Annotated in this window: 13 protein-coding genes, 2 tRNA genes, 1 rRNA gene and 1 riboswitch; of the genes, 4 read left to right on the top strand and 12 right to left on the bottom strand. The window is 30.9% G+C overall.

Annotation, left to right across the window (positions count from 1 at the left end):
• Positions 1-130 precede the first annotated feature (130 nt).
• The 3 genes from VP90_RS05885 to VP90_RS05875 form a co-directional block, all read right to left on the bottom strand.
• Positions 131-206, bottom strand: a tRNA-Ala gene (locus tag VP90_RS05885).
• 12 nt (positions 207-218) lie between these two features.
• A tRNA-Ile gene (locus tag VP90_RS05880) sits at positions 219-295 on the bottom strand.
• 98 nt (positions 296-393) lie between these two features.
• Positions 394-1868 (bottom strand): 16S ribosomal RNA (locus VP90_RS05875).
• A 337-nt stretch (positions 1869-2205) separates the two neighbouring features.
• Here VP90_RS05875 and VP90_RS05870 point away from each other — a divergent pair.
• On the top strand, positions 2206-3501 hold the full coding sequence (locus VP90_RS05870; protein WP_262590191.1) for a M23 family metallopeptidase: 1296 nt from the start codon (positions 2206-2208) through the stop codon (positions 3499-3501).
• Here the strand turns inward: VP90_RS05870 and VP90_RS05865 are convergent.
• Genes VP90_RS05865 through VP90_RS05845 form a run of 5 tightly spaced genes read right to left on the bottom strand, consistent with a single transcriptional unit; the run spans position 3494 to position 8175 of the window.
• A complete protein-coding gene (locus VP90_RS05865) occupies positions 3494-3934 on the bottom strand; it encodes a DUF4167 domain-containing protein (RefSeq protein WP_262590190.1) in 441 nt (146 codons plus the stop codon). The two genes, VP90_RS05870 and VP90_RS05865, sit on opposite strands and share 8 nt — an antisense overlap.
• Positions 3935-3945: 11 nt before the next feature.
• Positions 3946-4788 (bottom strand): peptide chain release factor N(5)-glutamine methyltransferase, encoded by an 843-nt coding sequence (gene prmC / locus VP90_RS05860; protein WP_262590189.1) that lies wholly within the window; start codon positions 4786-4788, stop codon positions 3946-3948.
• The gene (gene prfA, locus VP90_RS05855) at positions 4789-5862 is read right to left on the bottom strand and encodes a peptide chain release factor 1 (protein ID WP_262590188.1); all 1074 of its coding nucleotides are present in this window, start codon (positions 5860-5862) and stop codon (positions 4789-4791) included. It abuts the gene before it with no gap.
• A 2-nt stretch (positions 5863-5864) separates the two neighbouring features.
• Positions 5865-6959 (bottom strand): flavodoxin-dependent (E)-4-hydroxy-3-methylbut-2-enyl-diphosphate synthase, encoded by a 1095-nt coding sequence (ispG, locus tag VP90_RS05850; protein ID WP_262590187.1) that lies wholly within the window; start codon positions 6957-6959, stop codon positions 5865-5867.
• Positions 6960-6963: 4 nt separating this feature from the next.
• Positions 6964-8175: an aspartate kinase gene (locus VP90_RS05845; RefSeq protein WP_262590186.1), complete on the bottom strand. Its 1212-nt coding sequence runs from the start codon at positions 8173-8175 to the stop codon at positions 6964-6966.
• Positions 8176-8251: 76 nt separating this feature from the next.
• Here VP90_RS05845 and ubiG point away from each other — a divergent pair, with 76 nt between their 5' ends.
• On the top strand, positions 8252-8974 hold the full coding sequence (gene ubiG, locus VP90_RS05840) for a bifunctional 2-polyprenyl-6-hydroxyphenol methylase/3-demethylubiquinol 3-O-methyltransferase UbiG (protein WP_262590185.1): 723 nt from the start codon (positions 8252-8254) through the stop codon (positions 8972-8974).
• Here the strand turns inward: ubiG and VP90_RS05835 are convergent.
• Both VP90_RS05835 and argJ read right to left on the bottom strand, forming a co-directional pair.
• Positions 8971-9399, bottom strand: coding sequence for a DUF1178 family protein (locus VP90_RS05835; RefSeq protein ID WP_262590184.1), 429 nt, complete (start codon positions 9397-9399; stop codon positions 8971-8973). The genes ubiG and VP90_RS05835 overlap by 4 nt on opposite strands.
• Before the next feature lie 39 nt (positions 9400-9438).
• Entirely contained in the window at positions 9439-10740 is a 1302-nt protein-coding gene (gene argJ, locus VP90_RS05830) for a bifunctional glutamate N-acetyltransferase/amino-acid acetyltransferase ArgJ (protein ID WP_425321970.1), read from the bottom strand.
• Between the two features lie 65 nt (positions 10741-10805).
• Between argJ and secA the strand changes: the two genes are divergently transcribed.
• The gene (secA, locus tag VP90_RS05825; RefSeq protein WP_262590182.1) at positions 10806-13340 is read left to right on the top strand and encodes a preprotein translocase subunit SecA; all 2535 of its coding nucleotides are present in this window, start codon (positions 10806-10808) and stop codon (positions 13338-13340) included.
• Positions 13341-13343: 3 nt separating this feature from the next.
• Here secA and VP90_RS05820 read toward each other — a convergent pair whose 3' ends face one another.
• Positions 13344-14438 (bottom strand): acetyl-CoA carboxylase carboxyltransferase subunit alpha, encoded by a 1095-nt coding sequence (locus tag VP90_RS05820; protein ID WP_262590181.1) that lies wholly within the window; start codon positions 14436-14438, stop codon positions 13344-13346.
• A 104-nt stretch (positions 14439-14542) separates the two neighbouring features.
• A riboswitch (glycine riboswitch) is annotated at positions 14543-14629 on the top strand.
• Between the two features lie 79 nt (positions 14630-14708).
• Between VP90_RS05820 and VP90_RS05815 the strand changes: the two genes are divergently transcribed.
• A complete protein-coding gene (locus VP90_RS05815; protein WP_262590180.1) occupies positions 14709-16871 on the top strand; it encodes a malate synthase G in 2163 nt (720 codons plus the stop codon).
• On the opposite strand, the gene recR is transcribed toward VP90_RS05815, so the two are convergent.
• Complete coding sequence (gene recR / locus VP90_RS05810) at positions 16858-17469, bottom strand: recombination mediator RecR (RefSeq protein WP_262590179.1); 612 nt, start codon at positions 17467-17469, stop codon at positions 16858-16860. The two genes, VP90_RS05815 and recR, sit on opposite strands and share 14 nt — an antisense overlap.

The following is a 17469-nucleotide window of genomic DNA, read 5'->3' as shown; positions in this document are numbered from 1 at the left end:
TGCACAGAAAAAAATTCTGTGTTGAATCAAATTTTTATTTTGAACATTAGCTAATAACATTACTAATGTTCGGATATAGATATTGATATTAATTATTAATTTTTTTACGATTTTTTATAGCTAAGTGTTTTGGTGGAGGATAGCGGGATCGAACCGCTGACCTCCTGAATGCAAATCAGGCGCTCTCCCAGCTGAGCTAATCCCCCATGATCTTAAATTGGTGGGCCGAGAAAGACTCGAACTTTCGACCCCACCCTTATCAAGGGTGTGCTCTAACCAACTGAGCTACCGGCCCCTATGCAAAGAGAAACACTACTTTAAGAAGAGAAATGAGGACGGTCAACATTACCTGTATATTATTTAGAATGAAATTTTACTTTCATTCATCCTTAGAAAGGAGGTAATCCAGCCGCAGGTTCCCCTACGGCTACCTTGTTACGACTTCACCCCAGTCGCTGACTATACCGTGGTCAAGGGTTTTAAACCTTGCCTTAAGGTAGAACCAACTCCCATGGTGTGACGGGCGGTGTGTACAAGACCCGGGAACGCATTCACCGTGGCACGCTGATCCACGATTACTAGTAATTCCAGCTTCATGCACTCGAGTTGCAGAGTGCAATCCGAACTGAGGTATCTTTTAAGGATTTGCTTGACCTCGCAGTCTTGCTTCCTGTTGTAGATACCATTGTAGCACGTGTGTAGCCCAACACGTAAGGGCCATGAGGACTTGACGTCATCCCCACCTTCCTCCAGCTTATCACTGGCAGTTCTTTCAGAGTGCCCAACTTAATGATGGCAACTAAAAGTGAGGGTTGCGCTCGTTGCGGGACTTAACCCAACATCTCACGACACGAGCTGACGACAGCCATGCAGCACCTGTGTTTCGTCCGGCCGAACCGAAAACTCTAATCTCTTAGAGTCGCGACGAACATGTCAAGTGTTGGTAAGGTTCTGCGCGTATCTTCGAATTAAACCACATGCTCCACTACTTGTGCGGGTCCCCGTCAATTCATTTGAGTTTTAACCTTGCGGTCGTACTCCCCAGGCGGTGTGTTTATCGCTTTCGCTGCGACACTGAAAATAAATTTCCAACGTCTAACACACATCGTTTACGGCATGGACTACGAGGGTATCTAATCCTCTTCGCTACCCATGCTTTCGTTCCTCAGTGTCAGTAATGATCCAGAAAGCTGCCTTCGCAATTGGTATTCTTTCTAATATCTACGAATTTCACCTCTACACTAGAAATTCTGCTTTCCTCTATCATACTCTAGCTGAAAAGTTTTAATGGCAGTTCCAGAGTTAAGCTCTGGGATTTCACCACTAACTTTTTCAACCACCTACGAACTCTTTAAGCCCAGTAATTCCGAACTACGCTAGGTCCCTTCGTATTACCGCGGCTGCTGGCACGAAGTTAGCCGGACCTTCTTATTCGGGTACAGTCATTTTCTTCCCCGACGAAAGAGCTTTACAACCCAAAGGCCTTCTTCACTCACGCGGCATCGCTGCATCAGAGTTTCCTCCATTGTGCAAGATTCCCCACTGCTGCCTCCCGTAGGAGTTTGGGCCGTGTCTCAGTCCCAATGTGGCTGATCATCCTCTCAAATCAGCTATTGATCACAGTCTTGGTAGGCCATTACCCCACCAACAAACTAATCAAGTGCAGGCTCATCCAATGGTGCATAAAGCTTTCTCCGTAAAGACTTATCCGGTATTAGCACAAGTTTCCTCGTGTTATTCCAGGCCAAAGGGTAGATACCCACATGTTACTCACCCGTCTGCCACTAAGTATTGCTACTTCGTTCGACTTGCATGTGTTAGGCGTGCCGCCAGCGTACGTTCTGAGCCATGATCAAACTCTCAAGTTTAAAAACGGCGCACACTAGCTTCCATATAAATTCTAAGAATAAAATTTATATGTGATTGAAGTGTGTACGACAAATTTTTGGTAACCTTAACCGTCCACACTTCTCTTCTTAAATTTTAACTTTTAAAATAGCTAATTGAGCTAAAAAAGCTCAATAATCCTCACTAATTTATTGTATTAACAATAATTTTATTGAGAAAGTTCAGTGCTTATAGGCTAAAAATAATGGAAATCAAGCATTTAAGAATAAATATTTAAATAAAAACACGCCATTTTAAGGGCTTTTTTTTGATTTTTAACACTGTCTAAACTAATAATTGTGTTCGCTTAAATATAAAATGTTAAAAATTCTATTAAGTAAAACAAAAAAAAACTTAGAAATTTTTGGCTTAGTTTTATTGATTCTTTTTACTGCTATCATCACTACTTATTTTAATTCAACAAAAAAAGAGAATTTTGAAATCTATAATAATTTTGTTGATAACATTTACTTTAAAAAAACACTTACACACATAGTTGAAAACCTTGAACCAAAATACAAAAAAATAAAACATAAAATAAAATCTGGTGAAACCTTTGATAAAATTTTAGAGAATTATCTAGTACAAAAAAAAGAAATATTAGAAATAAAAAAAGCTTTAAAAAAAAAAGTTAATCTTAATAAATTAAATACCAGACAAATTATTGAGTTCAGCCTAGATAAAACTAATAATCAAATAAGTGAATTTACTTTTCAAATATCAAATAAACAAAAAATATTTTTAGTAAGAGACAATTCTGGTAATACCTTTAATGATGAAATTATTTCAATTAAATTAAATAAGAAAATAGTTTACAGAGAAAATTTAATTTTACAAAGTCTATACAAAGCTGCAACAGATGAAAAAATACCAGCAAATATAATAATTGAATTTGCTAGGATATATGGATTTCAAGTAGACTTTCAAAGAGATATAAGAAAACAAGATAAGTTTCAAATAATGTATGAAGTTTTCCTCAATGATAAAAATGAAATCATTGAAACAGGAGAAATACTTTTCGCTAATTTAAAATTAAGTGGTCAAGATAATGGGCTTTATTATTTTGATAAAGAAGGAAGCGAAGGTCATTATGATAAAAATGGTAAGAGTGTTAAAAAAGCTTTAATGAAAACTCCAATTAATGGAGCAAGACTTTCGTCTCCTTTTGGTATGAGAAAACATCCCATAGATGGATACAATAAAATGCATAGAGGTACCGATTTTGCTGCACCCACAGGAACACCTATAATGGCATCTGGTGACGGTGTTGTAAAAAAAGCTGGATGGTGTGGTGGAGGTGGTAACTGTGTAAAAATAAGACATAACTCAACTTATCAAACAGTGTATGCTCACATGTCAAAGTTTGCTCGTGGTATTAAAGCAGGAGTAAGAGTAAAACAAGGTCAAACAATAGGTTACGTTGGTTCCACAGGTAAATCTACTGGACCTCATTTGCATTACGAAGTAATTGTAAATGGAAAAAAAGTTAATTCTCAAAAGTTAAAGCTTCCTTCAGGTAAAATATTAAAAGGTAAGGAAAGAAAATTATTTGAAACAAAAAAAATTAAACTAGATGTTCTTAAATCTGAAAAGATAATAGGTTTAATTAATTAGCCTCTGCTGGTGTTTCAGCTTGAATATCTAAGTTAGAATTATCTTTTAAATTTTTTTCAGAAATATCAACATTTTCTGATTGCTTATTTGTTTCTTTTTCATTTTCATCAGACTTCTCTTCTAAATTTCTCTCTTTTCTAAAGCTTTCTCTTTCATTTAGTATTCTTGTAAAATGATCAGCATGCTGAAGATAATTTTCAGAAAGAATTTTATCACCATTTGACAAAGCCTCTCTTGCTAAATCATTGTACTTTTCGATTAATTTTGGTGCATTGTGATTGTTTCTGCCTGGAGACTTTCTTTTGAAATTATCACCATTAGAAAAATTTGAACTAAATTTCTGCCTGTCACCATTAGATTTAAAATTTCTGTCGTTTCTTCTAAAATTATTTCTTCTATTGTTGTTATTACTGTTATTCCTAAATGTTACCATGATTTAAATAATTATATTTTTGTGCAAATTATGCATCGATCATTATAAGCAAGATCTTTTAGAGCACTATTTATATAAAAACCCTCTTTATTTAATAATTTAATTACTTTATTTTTTTGATCAAAACCAATCTCTAAAATAAATTTACCATTTTTTTTAATCAGCTCAGATGATTTTTTAATAACTTTTCTGATTTCTGACAAACCATCTAATCCACCATCTAGTGCTATTTTTGGTTCAAACTTAGCAACTCCTTTATCCAAATATTTTATAATATGCTTTTTAATATAAGGAGGATTAGAAACTATCAAATCATATTTGCCCAAACTAAATTTGTCAACATTAGATTTATATAATTTAAGTCTATTATGTACTTTCAAACTAGTTGCATTCATATTAGCTATTTTTAAACAATTTTTACTTATATCTATTCCCGTTCCATAAAAATTTTTTCTCTCTTTTAATATAGACAAAAGTATACATCCAGATCCTATTCCAATATCTAAAATATTAAGTTTACTTTTATTTTTTGTTAAATTTAAAATATTTTCTACAATTAGCTCAGTATCAGGACGAGGTATTAAAGTATCCTCTGTTACAAAAAATTCTGAATTCCAAAATAACTTTTTATTTGTCAAATGCGATACCGGCTTACCTTTGGACCTTTCATTAATTAGTTTTTGGAACAAATTTAAATTTATTTCTTCTATTTTTTCTTGAGAATTAAGTATTAAGTATTTTTTATCCTTATTAATTGCTTTTGACATTAAAATTTCTGAATCCAAATAAGGATTTAAAAAAAATTTATCTTTTAAAATTTGAGCACCTTGAGTTATTGCTGATTGAATATTCATTTATTTTAAATTACTTAAACTTTCTTCTTGTGCTTGCAGTGTAAGTGACTCTATCATTTCATCAAAAGCTTCACCTTCAAGAAATTCTTCTAATTTGTGCAAAGTTAAATTTATTCTGTGATCAGTAACTCTACCTTGTGGAAAATTATAAGTTCTAATTCTTTCTGATCTATCTCCAGTACCAATTTTAGTTTTTCTATCTTGTGATCTTTCTTGATCGATTCTTGATCTTTCAAGTTCATATAATCTTGCTCTTAAAATTTTCATTCCTTTTGCTTTATTTTTGTGCTGTGATTTTTCATCTTGTTGAGAAACTGATAAACCAGTGGGTATATGAGTTATTCTAACAGCGCTATCTGTTGTGTTAACTGATTGTCCACCTGGACCACCTGCTCGGAATACGTCAATTCTTAAATCAGAGTCGTTTATTTTTAAATCTACCTCTTCAGCTTCGGGTAATACAGCAACGGTGGCTGCAGATGTATGTACTCTTCCTTGTGTTTCGGTATCTGGAACTCTTTGAACTCTATGTACACCACTCTCATATTTTAATGTTGAGTATATATTTGTACCTTTAATAGATGCAATTACCTCTTTTAAACCCCCAGCATCACTTCTTGAAATAGAAATAAGTTCTAATGACCACTTTTTTTTGTGACTTACTTTTTCATACATTTTGAAAAGGTCTGATGCAAATAAACTTGCCTCTAATCCACCAGTTCCAGCTCTTATTTCTATTATTGCATTTTTTTTATCCGCCTCATCTTTTGGTAATAGAAATAATTTTAATTTTTTTTCATTGATCTCATGTTGAGATTTCAAATCAATAAGTTCTAACTCAGCCATATTTTTTAATTCTTTATCTGATGAGCTGTCCTCTAATATTTTCTCTAGTTCTTGTTTTTCATTTTCAAACGATAAATATTTTTTAGCATTTAAAATTATTTCATTAACATCTGAATATTCTTTTGACTTTTCAGCAAATACTTTATTATCTAAATTTCCTGATGATAGGTCTTTTTCTAGTGTAGAATGTTTTGTAATTAATTCTTCAACTGTCTTTGTCGGTATCATTATTAATTTTCTAATTCAGAGGCCTTTTTTTCAACTTCTGCTACGACCTTATTAACTATATCATTAGTTAATATTTTTTCACTTTGTACTCCAGATAAATAAAGCATGTTGTTACCTTTTCCACCTCCAGTTATTCCAATATCAGTTAAAGCAGCCTCACCAGGTCCGTTCACAACACAGCCAATTATAGATAGGGTAATTGGAGTTTTTATATGAGATAATTTTTCCTCTAAAATTTTAACTGTATCAATAACTTGAAATGCTTGTCTTGCACAAGATGGGCAAGAGATTATTTTAACTCCTCTATTTCGTAATCCTAAAGATTTAAGGATTTCATTTCCAATCTTAACCTCTTTTACAGGATCATCTGACAAAGAAACTCTTAAGGTGTCACCTATTCCATCTAATAGCAATGAACCTAGTCCTATTGAAGACTTAACACTTCCTGATACAAAACTTCCAGCCTCAGTTATTCCAAGATGAAGAGGATAATCAGTAACATCAGAAAGCTGCCTGTAAGCTGCAATCGACAAAAATACATCAGAGGACTTGACACTTATCTTGAAATTAAAAAAATCTTGATCCTCTAATATTTTAATGTTTCTTTTTGCACTCTCTACTAATGCCTCTGGGCATGGTTCTTTATATTTTTCTAGAATATCTTTTTCTAAAGAACCTGCATTAACTCCTATGCGAATTGAACAATCATTATTTTTTGCTGCACTTAAAACCTCATAGATTTTATTTTTATCACCAATATTTCCAGGATTTATTCTTAAACACTTTGCTCCATTTTCTGCAGCCTCTATGGCTCTTTTATAATGAAAATGAATGTCTGCAATTACTGGTATTTGAACATTTTTTGTGATTTCTTTTAAGGCTTTTGAGGAGTCTTCATCTGGACAGGAAACTCTAACTAAGTCAGCACCCTCTTCATGAATTTTATTTATTTGTTCTATAGTAGCTGAAATATCTGTGGTCAAAGTATTAGTCATTGATTGAACTGATATCGGATTGTCACCACCAACTTTAATATTACCAACGTTAATTACTTTAGTTTTTTTTCGATTTATATTTCTAAATGGTCTTACATTCATAAGTTTAGTCTAATTTAAATTCTTTATGAAGAGCGGCTATTGCTTTTTTTACATTTTTTGATGAAACTAATACTGAAATTTTAATTTCAGATGTTGATATAACTAAAATGTTTATTTTTTTTGAAGCTAAAGCTTGAAACATCCTGTAAGTAATTCCAGGTGTTGTAATCATCCCAACTCCAATTATAGAAACTTTGGAAAGATTTGTATCAAAAGAGAGTTTTTTATAAGATATAGATTTATTTTGCTTAATTAATTTCTCAGTCTTTTTTAGATCATCTGATTTAATTGTAAAAGTTAAGTCAGTATCTTTACCATTTTGAGAAATATTTTGTACAACCATATCAACGTTAATTAAATTTCTTGATAGTGGTCTAAAAACTGAAGCAGCAACACCAGGTCTATCTTTAACTCCTACAATTGTGATCTTGGCATCATTTTTAGTTGAAGATATCCCGGTAATTATTTGATCGCTAAACGCTTTTTTAGAGCCTGTTATTAATGTGCCTGGTTTACTAACAAATGACGACTTAACTTTAATATCAATATTATTTAGCTTTGCATCTTGAACCGATGTTGGTTGCATCACTTTTGATCCTAATGATGCCATTTCCAACATTTCGTCATAAAATATTTTTTTAATTTTCTTAGCTTTTTTATGTTGTCTTGGATCAGTAGTATAAACACCATCGACATCTGTATAAATAATACATTCATCAGCTTTAATAAATTTTGCTAACATTATTGCAGTTGCATCAGAACCACTTCTTCCTATTGTGGTAATTCTATTTTCATTATTAATTCCTTGAAAACCAGTAACAATTGGGATCCCACCTTCTTTCACATAATTATTTAATTCTTTTGTAATTATCTTATTTATTCTTGCTCCAGAGTAAGGTCCATCAGTAATTATTGGCAATTGCCAAGAAACCCATGACCTAGACTTAAAACCATCATGAGTAAGTCTTCCAGCAATTAAAGCACATGAAACTTGTTCTCCAGTGGATACAAGTGCATCATATTCAGATCTGCTAAAATTATTACTAATTTGCTTCGATTTTTTTACAAGCTCATTGGTTACTCCACTCATTGCAGATGAAATCACCAAAACTCTATTTTTTTTCTTTTTATAAGCAGCTATAATTTTGCATACTTTTTTTATCCTATCGATACTACCAACAGAAGTTCCACCAAATTTTAGTACAACGGTTTTCATGATCAGTTGAATTAATATAATTTAATTATAAATTGATAAAGTACATCTTAATTGTTATGTCAACTAATTATATATTATGAACAGTATTAATAAAAAAGAAATAGAAAAATTTTCAAATATGGCAGCCGAATGGTGGGATCCAGAAGGAAAATTTAAACCTCTTCATAAATTTAATCCTATAAGAATAAAATATATAAAAGAAAATATAATTAAGGAATTTCAACTTAAAAATAAAAAACATCCTCTTTCTGGAATAAATGTCCTTGATATTGGATGTGGTGGTGGATTGTTATCTGAGCCCATGTGTAGATTAGGAGCTAATGTTACAGCAATCGATGCTTCAAATAAAAATATTACCATAGCAAACTTACATGCAAAAAAAAATAATCTTAAAATAAACTATATATGCTCATCACCTGAAAAACTAAAAACAACAAAAAAATTTGATGTAATTTTGAACATGGAGATTGTTGAACATGTTGAGGATGTTGATTTTTTTTTAAAATCATGTGCTAATCTTTTAAAAAAAAATGGATTAATGTTTGTTGCAACTATAAATAAAACCTTAAAATCTTATATATTTGCAATTGTTGGTGCAGAATATGTTTTGAGATGGCTTCCTATTGGCACCCACGAATGGGAAAAGTTTGTTAAGCCTGAAGAATTAAAAAGTATACTTATCAAAAACAATCTTAATCTCAAAAAAATAGATGGAATGAATTTTAACATTCTGAAGGATGAATGGAATATTTCTAAAGATTTATCAGTAAATTATATTGCTGAATTTAAGAAAAACTAATTTTCTTTTTCATCAACCCAAAGAATTAAATGTGTGTCTATACCCTCTTCTTTGAGCTCTTTAATGTCTTTCTGAGAGGCTTTACCATATATCCCTTTAGTAGGTTTCTTACTATTGTAGTGAATAGATCTAGCTTCATATGCAAAATTATCTCCAACATACTTAAAATTATCTTTTATAAACTTTTGATAATTTTTAATTGTTTTCTTAATTTCTTTATACTTCTGAGTACCAAATTTTTCTTCATTTTTAGCTTTTCTACTTATTAGCTGAGGAGCCATTAATGTTTTTTCAACTTTTTCAGAATTACAGTTGTGACAGATTAAAAGTTTTTTCTTTTTTAATTTTTCATATTCTGATGAAGATGAGAACCAGCTATCAAACTTTAATTCACAGTCGTTACATAAAAGTTTGTATTTAATCATAGTATAGAATTAGTTATCAAAAATTATATTTCAATATGTTCAGCTTCTATAATCAGCATTAATCTCAATATAATTTTTTGTAAAATCCATAGTAAAAGCAGTAAAGCTTTTAGTACCAGTAAACAAATCTATAGTGACATCTATATTTTCACCTTTCATATATTCAGCTACTAATTTTTCGTCGTAGTTCTTATGTAATTTTCCATCCTGAATTATTTGATAATTTCCAAATTTCAAACCTAATTTAATTAAATTTATTTTTGGTCCTGCTTTTCCTATTGCCATCATTATTCGTCCCCAGTTTGGATCTTCACCCGCAATAGCTGTTTTTACCAAAGCTGAATTTGCTATTGAGAAAGCAATTGTCTTTGCGTCTTGTTCACTTTTGCTTTTATTAATATTTATAGTGACAAATTTTGATGCTCCTTCTCCATCAGAAACTACTCTTTTGGCTAAATTTAACAAAACATTGTTTAATGCTTTGTCGAATTTTTTTAGTTTTATATCATTAATACTTTTAATGTTTGAATTGTTTGCTTTATTTGTTGCAAAAATACTAACCATGTCATTTGTGCTAGTATCTCCATCACATGAGATAGCATTAAATGTATTTGTAATATTTTTTTTTAATAATTTGCTTAATATAACATTCGATAAGTTGGCATCAGTAAATATGTATGCCAAGGTGGTTCCCATATTTGGAAATATCATACCTGAACCTTTGGCAACACCATAAATTTTTACCTCTTTATCTCCAATTTTACATTGTTCCATCGCAAGTTTTGGTTTTGTATCAGTGGTCATTATTCCTAAAGCTGCTTTCATCCAAAGAAATTTGTTTTGTGTATAGTTAATTTTTTTAATCAAGTTTGGGATTTGATCTATTATCTTCTCACATGGAAAGGTCTCACCTATTGTACCTGTGCATCCAAAAATAATTTCTTTTGAAGTAATTTTTTTTGGATAATCTTCATCTTCGACTTGTTTTTTTGATAATTGCTCAGAAGTTAAATCAGCAATTTTTGCGAGACTTTCGTAACCTTGTTTGCCTGTGAAAGCATTTGCATTTCTAGTGTTTACAATAAGAGAATAAATTTTTTTTGATTTTTGATTTATATTCCATTTAATATTTTCTGAAATAATTTTTGACTGTGTATAAACAGAGGCATGATTTGCACCATCTCTAAAGTAAAACATTACTAAATCATCTCTTTTAGTTTTGTATAAATCTGCGCTTAGAGCTGAAATAGATAAGCCATCTATATGATCGAGGTCCTGGAAATCCATCATTCTGGTATTTTTTGATTTCGAGGTTAAAAAATTTGTTAAATTAATACCCATAATATTTAAAATAATTGTTTAATACATATATTAAACAATATATTTAAAGAATAAATCAAATAGTCATGTTTAACCCGCTTAATCTAATTACAAAATTTATCAAATCTAGTAATCAAAAAGAACTAGATAGAATAGGAAAAATTTTAGAAAAAATAATTTCACACGAGGAACAATTCATAAAATTAAGCGATACAGACTTTCCAAAAAAAACAGTTGAATTTAAAAATCAATTAAAAAATGGAAAAAGTTTAGACGAAATTCTACCTGAAGCATTTGCACTAGTAAGGGAAGCTGCAAAAAGAACAAGACAAGAAAGACACTTTGATGTTCAGCTTATTGGGGGAGTAGTTCTTCACGAAGGTAAAATTGCTGAAATGAGAACAGGTGAAGGAAAAACACTCACTATTACTTTAGCGGCTTATTTGAATGCGCTTTCTGAAAATGGAGTTCATATAGTAACTGTTAATGATTACTTAGCAAAAAGAGATTCAATAGAAATGGGTCTCATATATAATTTTCTAGGTCTTACTTCTGGATATATAAATAATAACCAAGATGATCTGGAAAGAAAGAAAAACTACAATTGTGACATTACTTATGCAACCAACAGTGAATTAGGATTTGATTATCTAAGAGATAACATGAAGTTTTCTCAAAAAGAAATGGTTCAAAGATCTCATGCATTTTCAATTGTAGATGAAATAGATTCCTGTTTAATTGATGAAGCAAGAACTCCACTTGTAATTTCTGGAGCCGCAGAAGATAAAACTGCTCAATACCTGGCAATAGATAAACTTGTTAAAATTTTAAATAACAAAGATTTTGAAATAGATGAGAAAGAAAAAAGTATACTTTTAACAAACGAGGGTATTAATAATGTTGAAAAACTTTTTTCTAATGCAGGTATCCTAAAAAATAATAATTTTTATGACCCAGAAAATCTTCATTTAGTTCATCACGTAAATCAAGCACTTCGTGCAAATCATTTATTTGAAAAAGGAAAAGATTACATAGTAAAAGATGGAGTTCTTAAAATCATAGACGAATTGACTGGTAGAATTTTAGAAGGAAGAAGATTTGGAGATGGACTTCATCAAGCTCTTGAAGCTAAAGAAAAAATTCAGATACAGGCTGAAAATCAAACTTTAGCATCTATTACTTATCAAAATTATTTTAAACTTTATAAGAAAATATCAGGTTGCACCGGTACTGCAATCACAGAGTCTGAGGAATTTTTTGAGATATACAATCTTTCAGTCGTTGTAATACCAACAAATAAAGAAATGATCCGAAAGGACTATAATGATTTGATCTTTAGAACTGAAAAAGAAAAAAATGATGCAATTATTAATAAAATTATTGAAAAACATGAAATTGGTCAACCAATTTTGGTATTCACATCTAGTATCAACAAATCTGAAGTTTATTCTAAATTATTAAATGAAAAAAAAATTAAACACGTAGTTTTAAATGCAAAGAACCATGAAAATGAAGCTGAAATTATTGCAAATGCCGGAAAAGAAAAATCTTTGATAATTACAACTAGTATTTCTGGAAGAGGTGTTGACATCCAGCTTGGTGGAAAAAAAGGATCAATTCCTGATGATCAGTTAAAAATAGATAAAGAAAAAATTAAATCTCTAGGTGGCTTATTTGTAATTGGCACAGAAAGAATGGAGTCTAGAAGAGTGGACAATCAAGCAAGAGGAAGAGCTGGACGACAAGGAGATGAAGGTAGTTCTGTATTTTATGTAAGTTTAGAGGATGATTTAATGAGAATTTTTGGATCAGAATCTATGAATAATATGCTTGAAAAACTTGGTTTAAAAGATGGTGAAAGCATTGATCACCCGTGGATCAACAAAGCATTAGAAAGAGCTCAGCAAAAAGTTGAAGCCAGAAACTTTGATATCAGAAAAACGCTTATCAAATTTGATAATGTTTTAAATGACCAAAGACATGTTGTGTTTTCTCAAAGAAAGAACGCAATGAATAGTGAAAATATTTTTGACTATTCTGAGGAATATTTAAAAGAAATATCAGAAGACTTGATAAAATTAAAAATTCAAAATCTATCTAATCCAAAAAGTAATGAATTTAACAACAAAATTAGGAAAATTGTTGGGAAAAGTTTTAATGATAATGAACTTGAAAGTTTGATTTCTGCAAAAGATAATGAACTGAAAGAGCAAATATCCTCAAAATTCAATGAGACACGTGATGAAAGAATTAAAGTTCTAAACGAGCAACATGCAAAAGAAATTGAAAAAAGAATATTTTTGCAAACAATAGATTTGAATTGGAAATCACATATACAATATTTAGAACAGCTTCGACAGGTAATTGGGTTAAGATCCTATGGTGGTAGAGATCCTTTAGTTGAATATAAAAAAGAAGCTTTTGATTTATTTTCAAATTTATTAGAAAAACTAAAATTAGACTATGTTACAATTTTAATGAATTTAAAAGTTGTAACAGAGGAAAGATCTTCCAATCAGGAAAGAGTAAATCCAAAACCACAAACTAAAAAAATGGGAAGAAATGAACCTTGCTTTTGTGGATCAGGCAAGAAGTTTAAACATTGTCATGGAGCTTTATAATTCTTAAGCGAGAAAAAATAAAGAAGCTAACAATAATAAACCTGCACCAATACCAAATAATAATTTTTTTGATTTAAAAATATTGTCAAAATTGTTTTTCTTAATGGTCAAATTGCTTAAATCTTCTACATTGTTCATAAAACCATCATTTCTTCCAATTTTTAAAAATTTATTTTTTCTTTCATTCGTTATTTCTTCTGACGTCATTTCTTTATATTGATCTAAATTTTTAGAAATAGATTTTCTAACATTGTATAGCATCAGGTCTCTATCCCTGTGGGCACCACCTAAAGGTTCTGGGATTATTTCATCAATAACTTTTAATTTAAATAAATCTTTTGCGGAAAGCTTCATTGCTTTTGCTGCATCAAGCATTTTTTTTGGATCTCTCCATAGTATAGTTGCACAGCCTTCAGGAGATATAACTGAATAAATAGCATTTTCTAGCATGATAACTTTGTTAGACGATGCTAATGCAATCGCACCACCTGAGCCACCTTCACCAATAATTATTGCGATAGTTGGCACCTTAAGTTCCATGCAACATTCAATTGATTTTGCTATTGCCTCAGCTTGGCCTCTTTCCTCTGCCCCAACACCAGGATAAGCACCTGGCGTGTCTATAAAAGAAATAATTGGAATATTAAATCTATTTGCTAAATTCATTAAACGAATAGTTTTTCTGTATCCCTCAGGTCTCATCATCCCAAAATTTCTTTCGATTCTGCTATCTAAATCTTCACCTTTTTCTTGGCCAATAACCAAAACAGAATGACCATTAAATTTTGCAAATCCTGTAAGAACAGATTTATCTTCACCATAATAACGGTCTCCAGAAAGAGAAATAAAATCTTCAAATAAATTATCTATGAAAAATTTAGACTTTGGTCTGTCTTCGTGTCTTGCGACCATGGTAGTTTGCCATGGATCTAGGTTTGAATATATGTCATTTAATTTTTGATCTAACTCAACTTGTGTTTTTGAAATTTTTTGAGTATCCACTTCTGACAATCCCTCTTGATTATAGGGATCTTTTAATTTTTCCAATTCTGTCTCTAAATCTTTAATCTCAGTTTCAAAATTAAGATAATTTTTCATAATAAGGTTATAGCGGATGGTTAATTCATAAAAAAGGCAATAAAATGATATTTAATTTAAAGTGTAATTGTTATTAATTGACTCTTTTTTAGAAGAAGATACATATTTTACTATCGGGAGAGACTATTAAATTTAGCACCGAAGGAGCAACCACCCCGGAAACTCTCAGGTAAAAGGACCGATAGTTGCATAACACTCTGGAAAGAGAATTAATTCCGCCGAAGGAGCAAAACTCTCAGGCAAAAATACAGATGGGGTAATTTAGGTGATATGCAAGAAAAATATATAAATATAAGTACTTTAAAAGTATCTGAAAAACTTTCTCAATTTATAAGCGATGAGCTATTAAAAGAAACAGATCTATCTGTTGATAATTTTTGGTCAGGGTTCGAGAAAACAGTCAATGAATTAACACCTAAAAATAAAGAATTAATAAAATTCAGAGAAGACTTACAAAAACAAATAGACAATTGGCATATAAAAAATAAGGGAAATGAATTTAATTTGTCAGAGTACAAAAAATTTTTAACAGAAATTGGTTATTTGAAAGAAGAAGGTGACGATTTTGAAATATCAACTCAAAATGTTGATGAGGAAATAACAAGTATTGCTGGACCTCAACTTGTTGTGCCAGTAATGAATGCAAGATACGCATTAAATGCTGCTAATGCTAGATGGATGAGCTTATACGATAGTCTGTATGGAACAGATGTAATTGAACAATCAGAAGATAGCGTATCTGAAAGATACGATCCTTTAAGAGGTGAGATGGTAATAAAATATGGAAGAGATTTTTTAGATAAATATTTTCCATTAGCAGGATTGAGTTGGCAAAAAATTACAAGTTTTGCGGTTAAGTATGGAAAATTTAAAGCTTTAAAAGGTGCTGATATTTATGATTTAGTAGATGAGAATAAGTTTATTGGTCATAGGGGTGAAGCTGACAATCCGTCTGCTATAATTTTAAAAAATAACAATTTACATATAGAAATTTTAAAAGATTCAAGAGCTTTTGCGGCTCAACAAGATCATGCTGGTATTAGTGACATAATTTTAGAGTCTGCGGTGTCAACTATATGCGATAACGAAGATAGTGTAGCTGCTGTAGATGCGGAAGATAAAATTGTTTGTTACAGAAATTGGCTAGGTCTTATGAAAGGTGATCTAAAATCAAAATTTGAAAAAGAAGGAAAATTATTTGAAAGAAAACTTAATCCTAATAGAAGCTATATTTCAAAAGATGGAAAAGGTTTAAAGCTTCATGGAAGAAGTTTACTGCTAGTTAGAAATGTTGGTCACTTAATGACTAATCCGTCAATAATTTTAAAAGATGGCAGTGAAGTTCCAGAAGGAATAATGGATGCATTCATTACTACAGCTGCTGCCCTTCATGATATTAAGAAAAAAACCAATTCAAGAACTGGTTCTATTTATATTGTGAAACCAAAAATGCATGGACCAGAAGAAACTGCATTTACTGATTTGCTTTTCTCAAAAGTTGAAGAAGTTTTAGGTTTACCAAAATACACTTGCAAGATTGGAATAATGGATGAAGAAAGAAGAACTTCAGCTAATTTAAAAGAGTGCATTAGATCGTTAAAAAATAGAGTTTTCTTTATAAATACAGGTTTTCTAGACAGAACTGGTGATGAAATGCACACCTCTATGGAAGCTGGTCCGATGATTAAAAAAGGTGACATGAAAACTTCAAAATGGATTACAGCCTATGAAAACAATAATGTTGATATTGGAATAAAATGTGGATTTTCTGGAAAAGCTCAAATTGGAAAAGGTATGTGGGCAATGCCAGATAAAATGAAAGATATGATGGAGCAAAAAACTGGACATTTAAAAGCAGGTGCAAATTGTGCATGGGTTCCATCTCCAACTGCTGCAGCTTTGCATTCGCTACATTATCACGAAATAAATATTTTTGATGAACAACAAAAAATAAAAAATAGAGAACAGGCAAAGCTTGATGATCTTTTAACAATACCTACTGCTGATAGACCAAATTGGTCTGTAGATGAAATTAATAAAGAAATTTCTAACTCAGCTCAAACTCTATTAGGTTATGTTGTCAGATGGATTGATCAAGGAGTGGGATGCTCCAAAGTACCAGATATAAATAACGTAGGTTTGATGGAAGATAGAGCCACACTTAGAATTTCATCTCAACATATTGCAAATTGGATACATCATGGAATTACAACAAAAATTCAAGTTATAGAAATTCTTAAAGACATGGCTAAAATTGTAGATGATCAAAATAAAAATGACTCTAATTATGTAAGAATGAGTAATAACTTTGAAAATTCAATTGCATTTCAAACTGCTTGTGATTTGGTGTTTAAAGGAAAAGAACAACCTTCTGGTTATACTGAACCTTTACTGCATTTAAATAGACTTGGTAAAAAATCTAGTCTGAATTAGAAACTAAGTTAGACCGATTTTTAAAAGCAGAAAATAAAGTCCCATCGTCTAAACTTTCGATTTCACCACCTACAGGTAACCCTTGTGCAAGTTTTGTAATTTTTACATTAGAATTTTTTAGACTATCTTGAATGTAGTAAGCAGTAGTTTGACCTTCAACAGTTGCACTTGTGGCTAATATAACTTCTTCAATTTTATCTCGGTTAACTCTCTCGACCAACGAGTTTACAAGTAAATCTTCTTTTCTTTGGCCTACTGATGAAATAGTGCCTCCCAGAATATGAAAATACCCTTGATAAATATTTGAATTTTCAATCGACCATTGGTCAGCAATATCTTCTACAACACAAATCTTTGAATATTTATTTCTTGTATTTTCACAATTTATACATCCAGTTGAAATTGATTTAAGTGAACCACAAGAATTACATCTAGTTACATTTTTATAAACTTGAGCCAATGTATTTGCCATTGGTTTTACTAATTCATCGCGGTTATTAATGAGTTTTAAAACAATCCTTTTAGCAGATTTTGGTCCTAAACCTGGAAGCTTTGAAATTAATTTTATTAATTCCTCAATCTCGTTAATATTTTGCAT

Source organism: Candidatus Pelagibacter ubique HIMB140, assembly GCF_025558165.1.
GTDB lineage: Bacteria > Pseudomonadota > Alphaproteobacteria > Pelagibacterales > Pelagibacteraceae > Pelagibacter > Pelagibacter ubique_T.
Note: the sequence above shows the minus strand (reverse complement) of the source record. Positions and strands in the feature narration are given on the sequence as shown.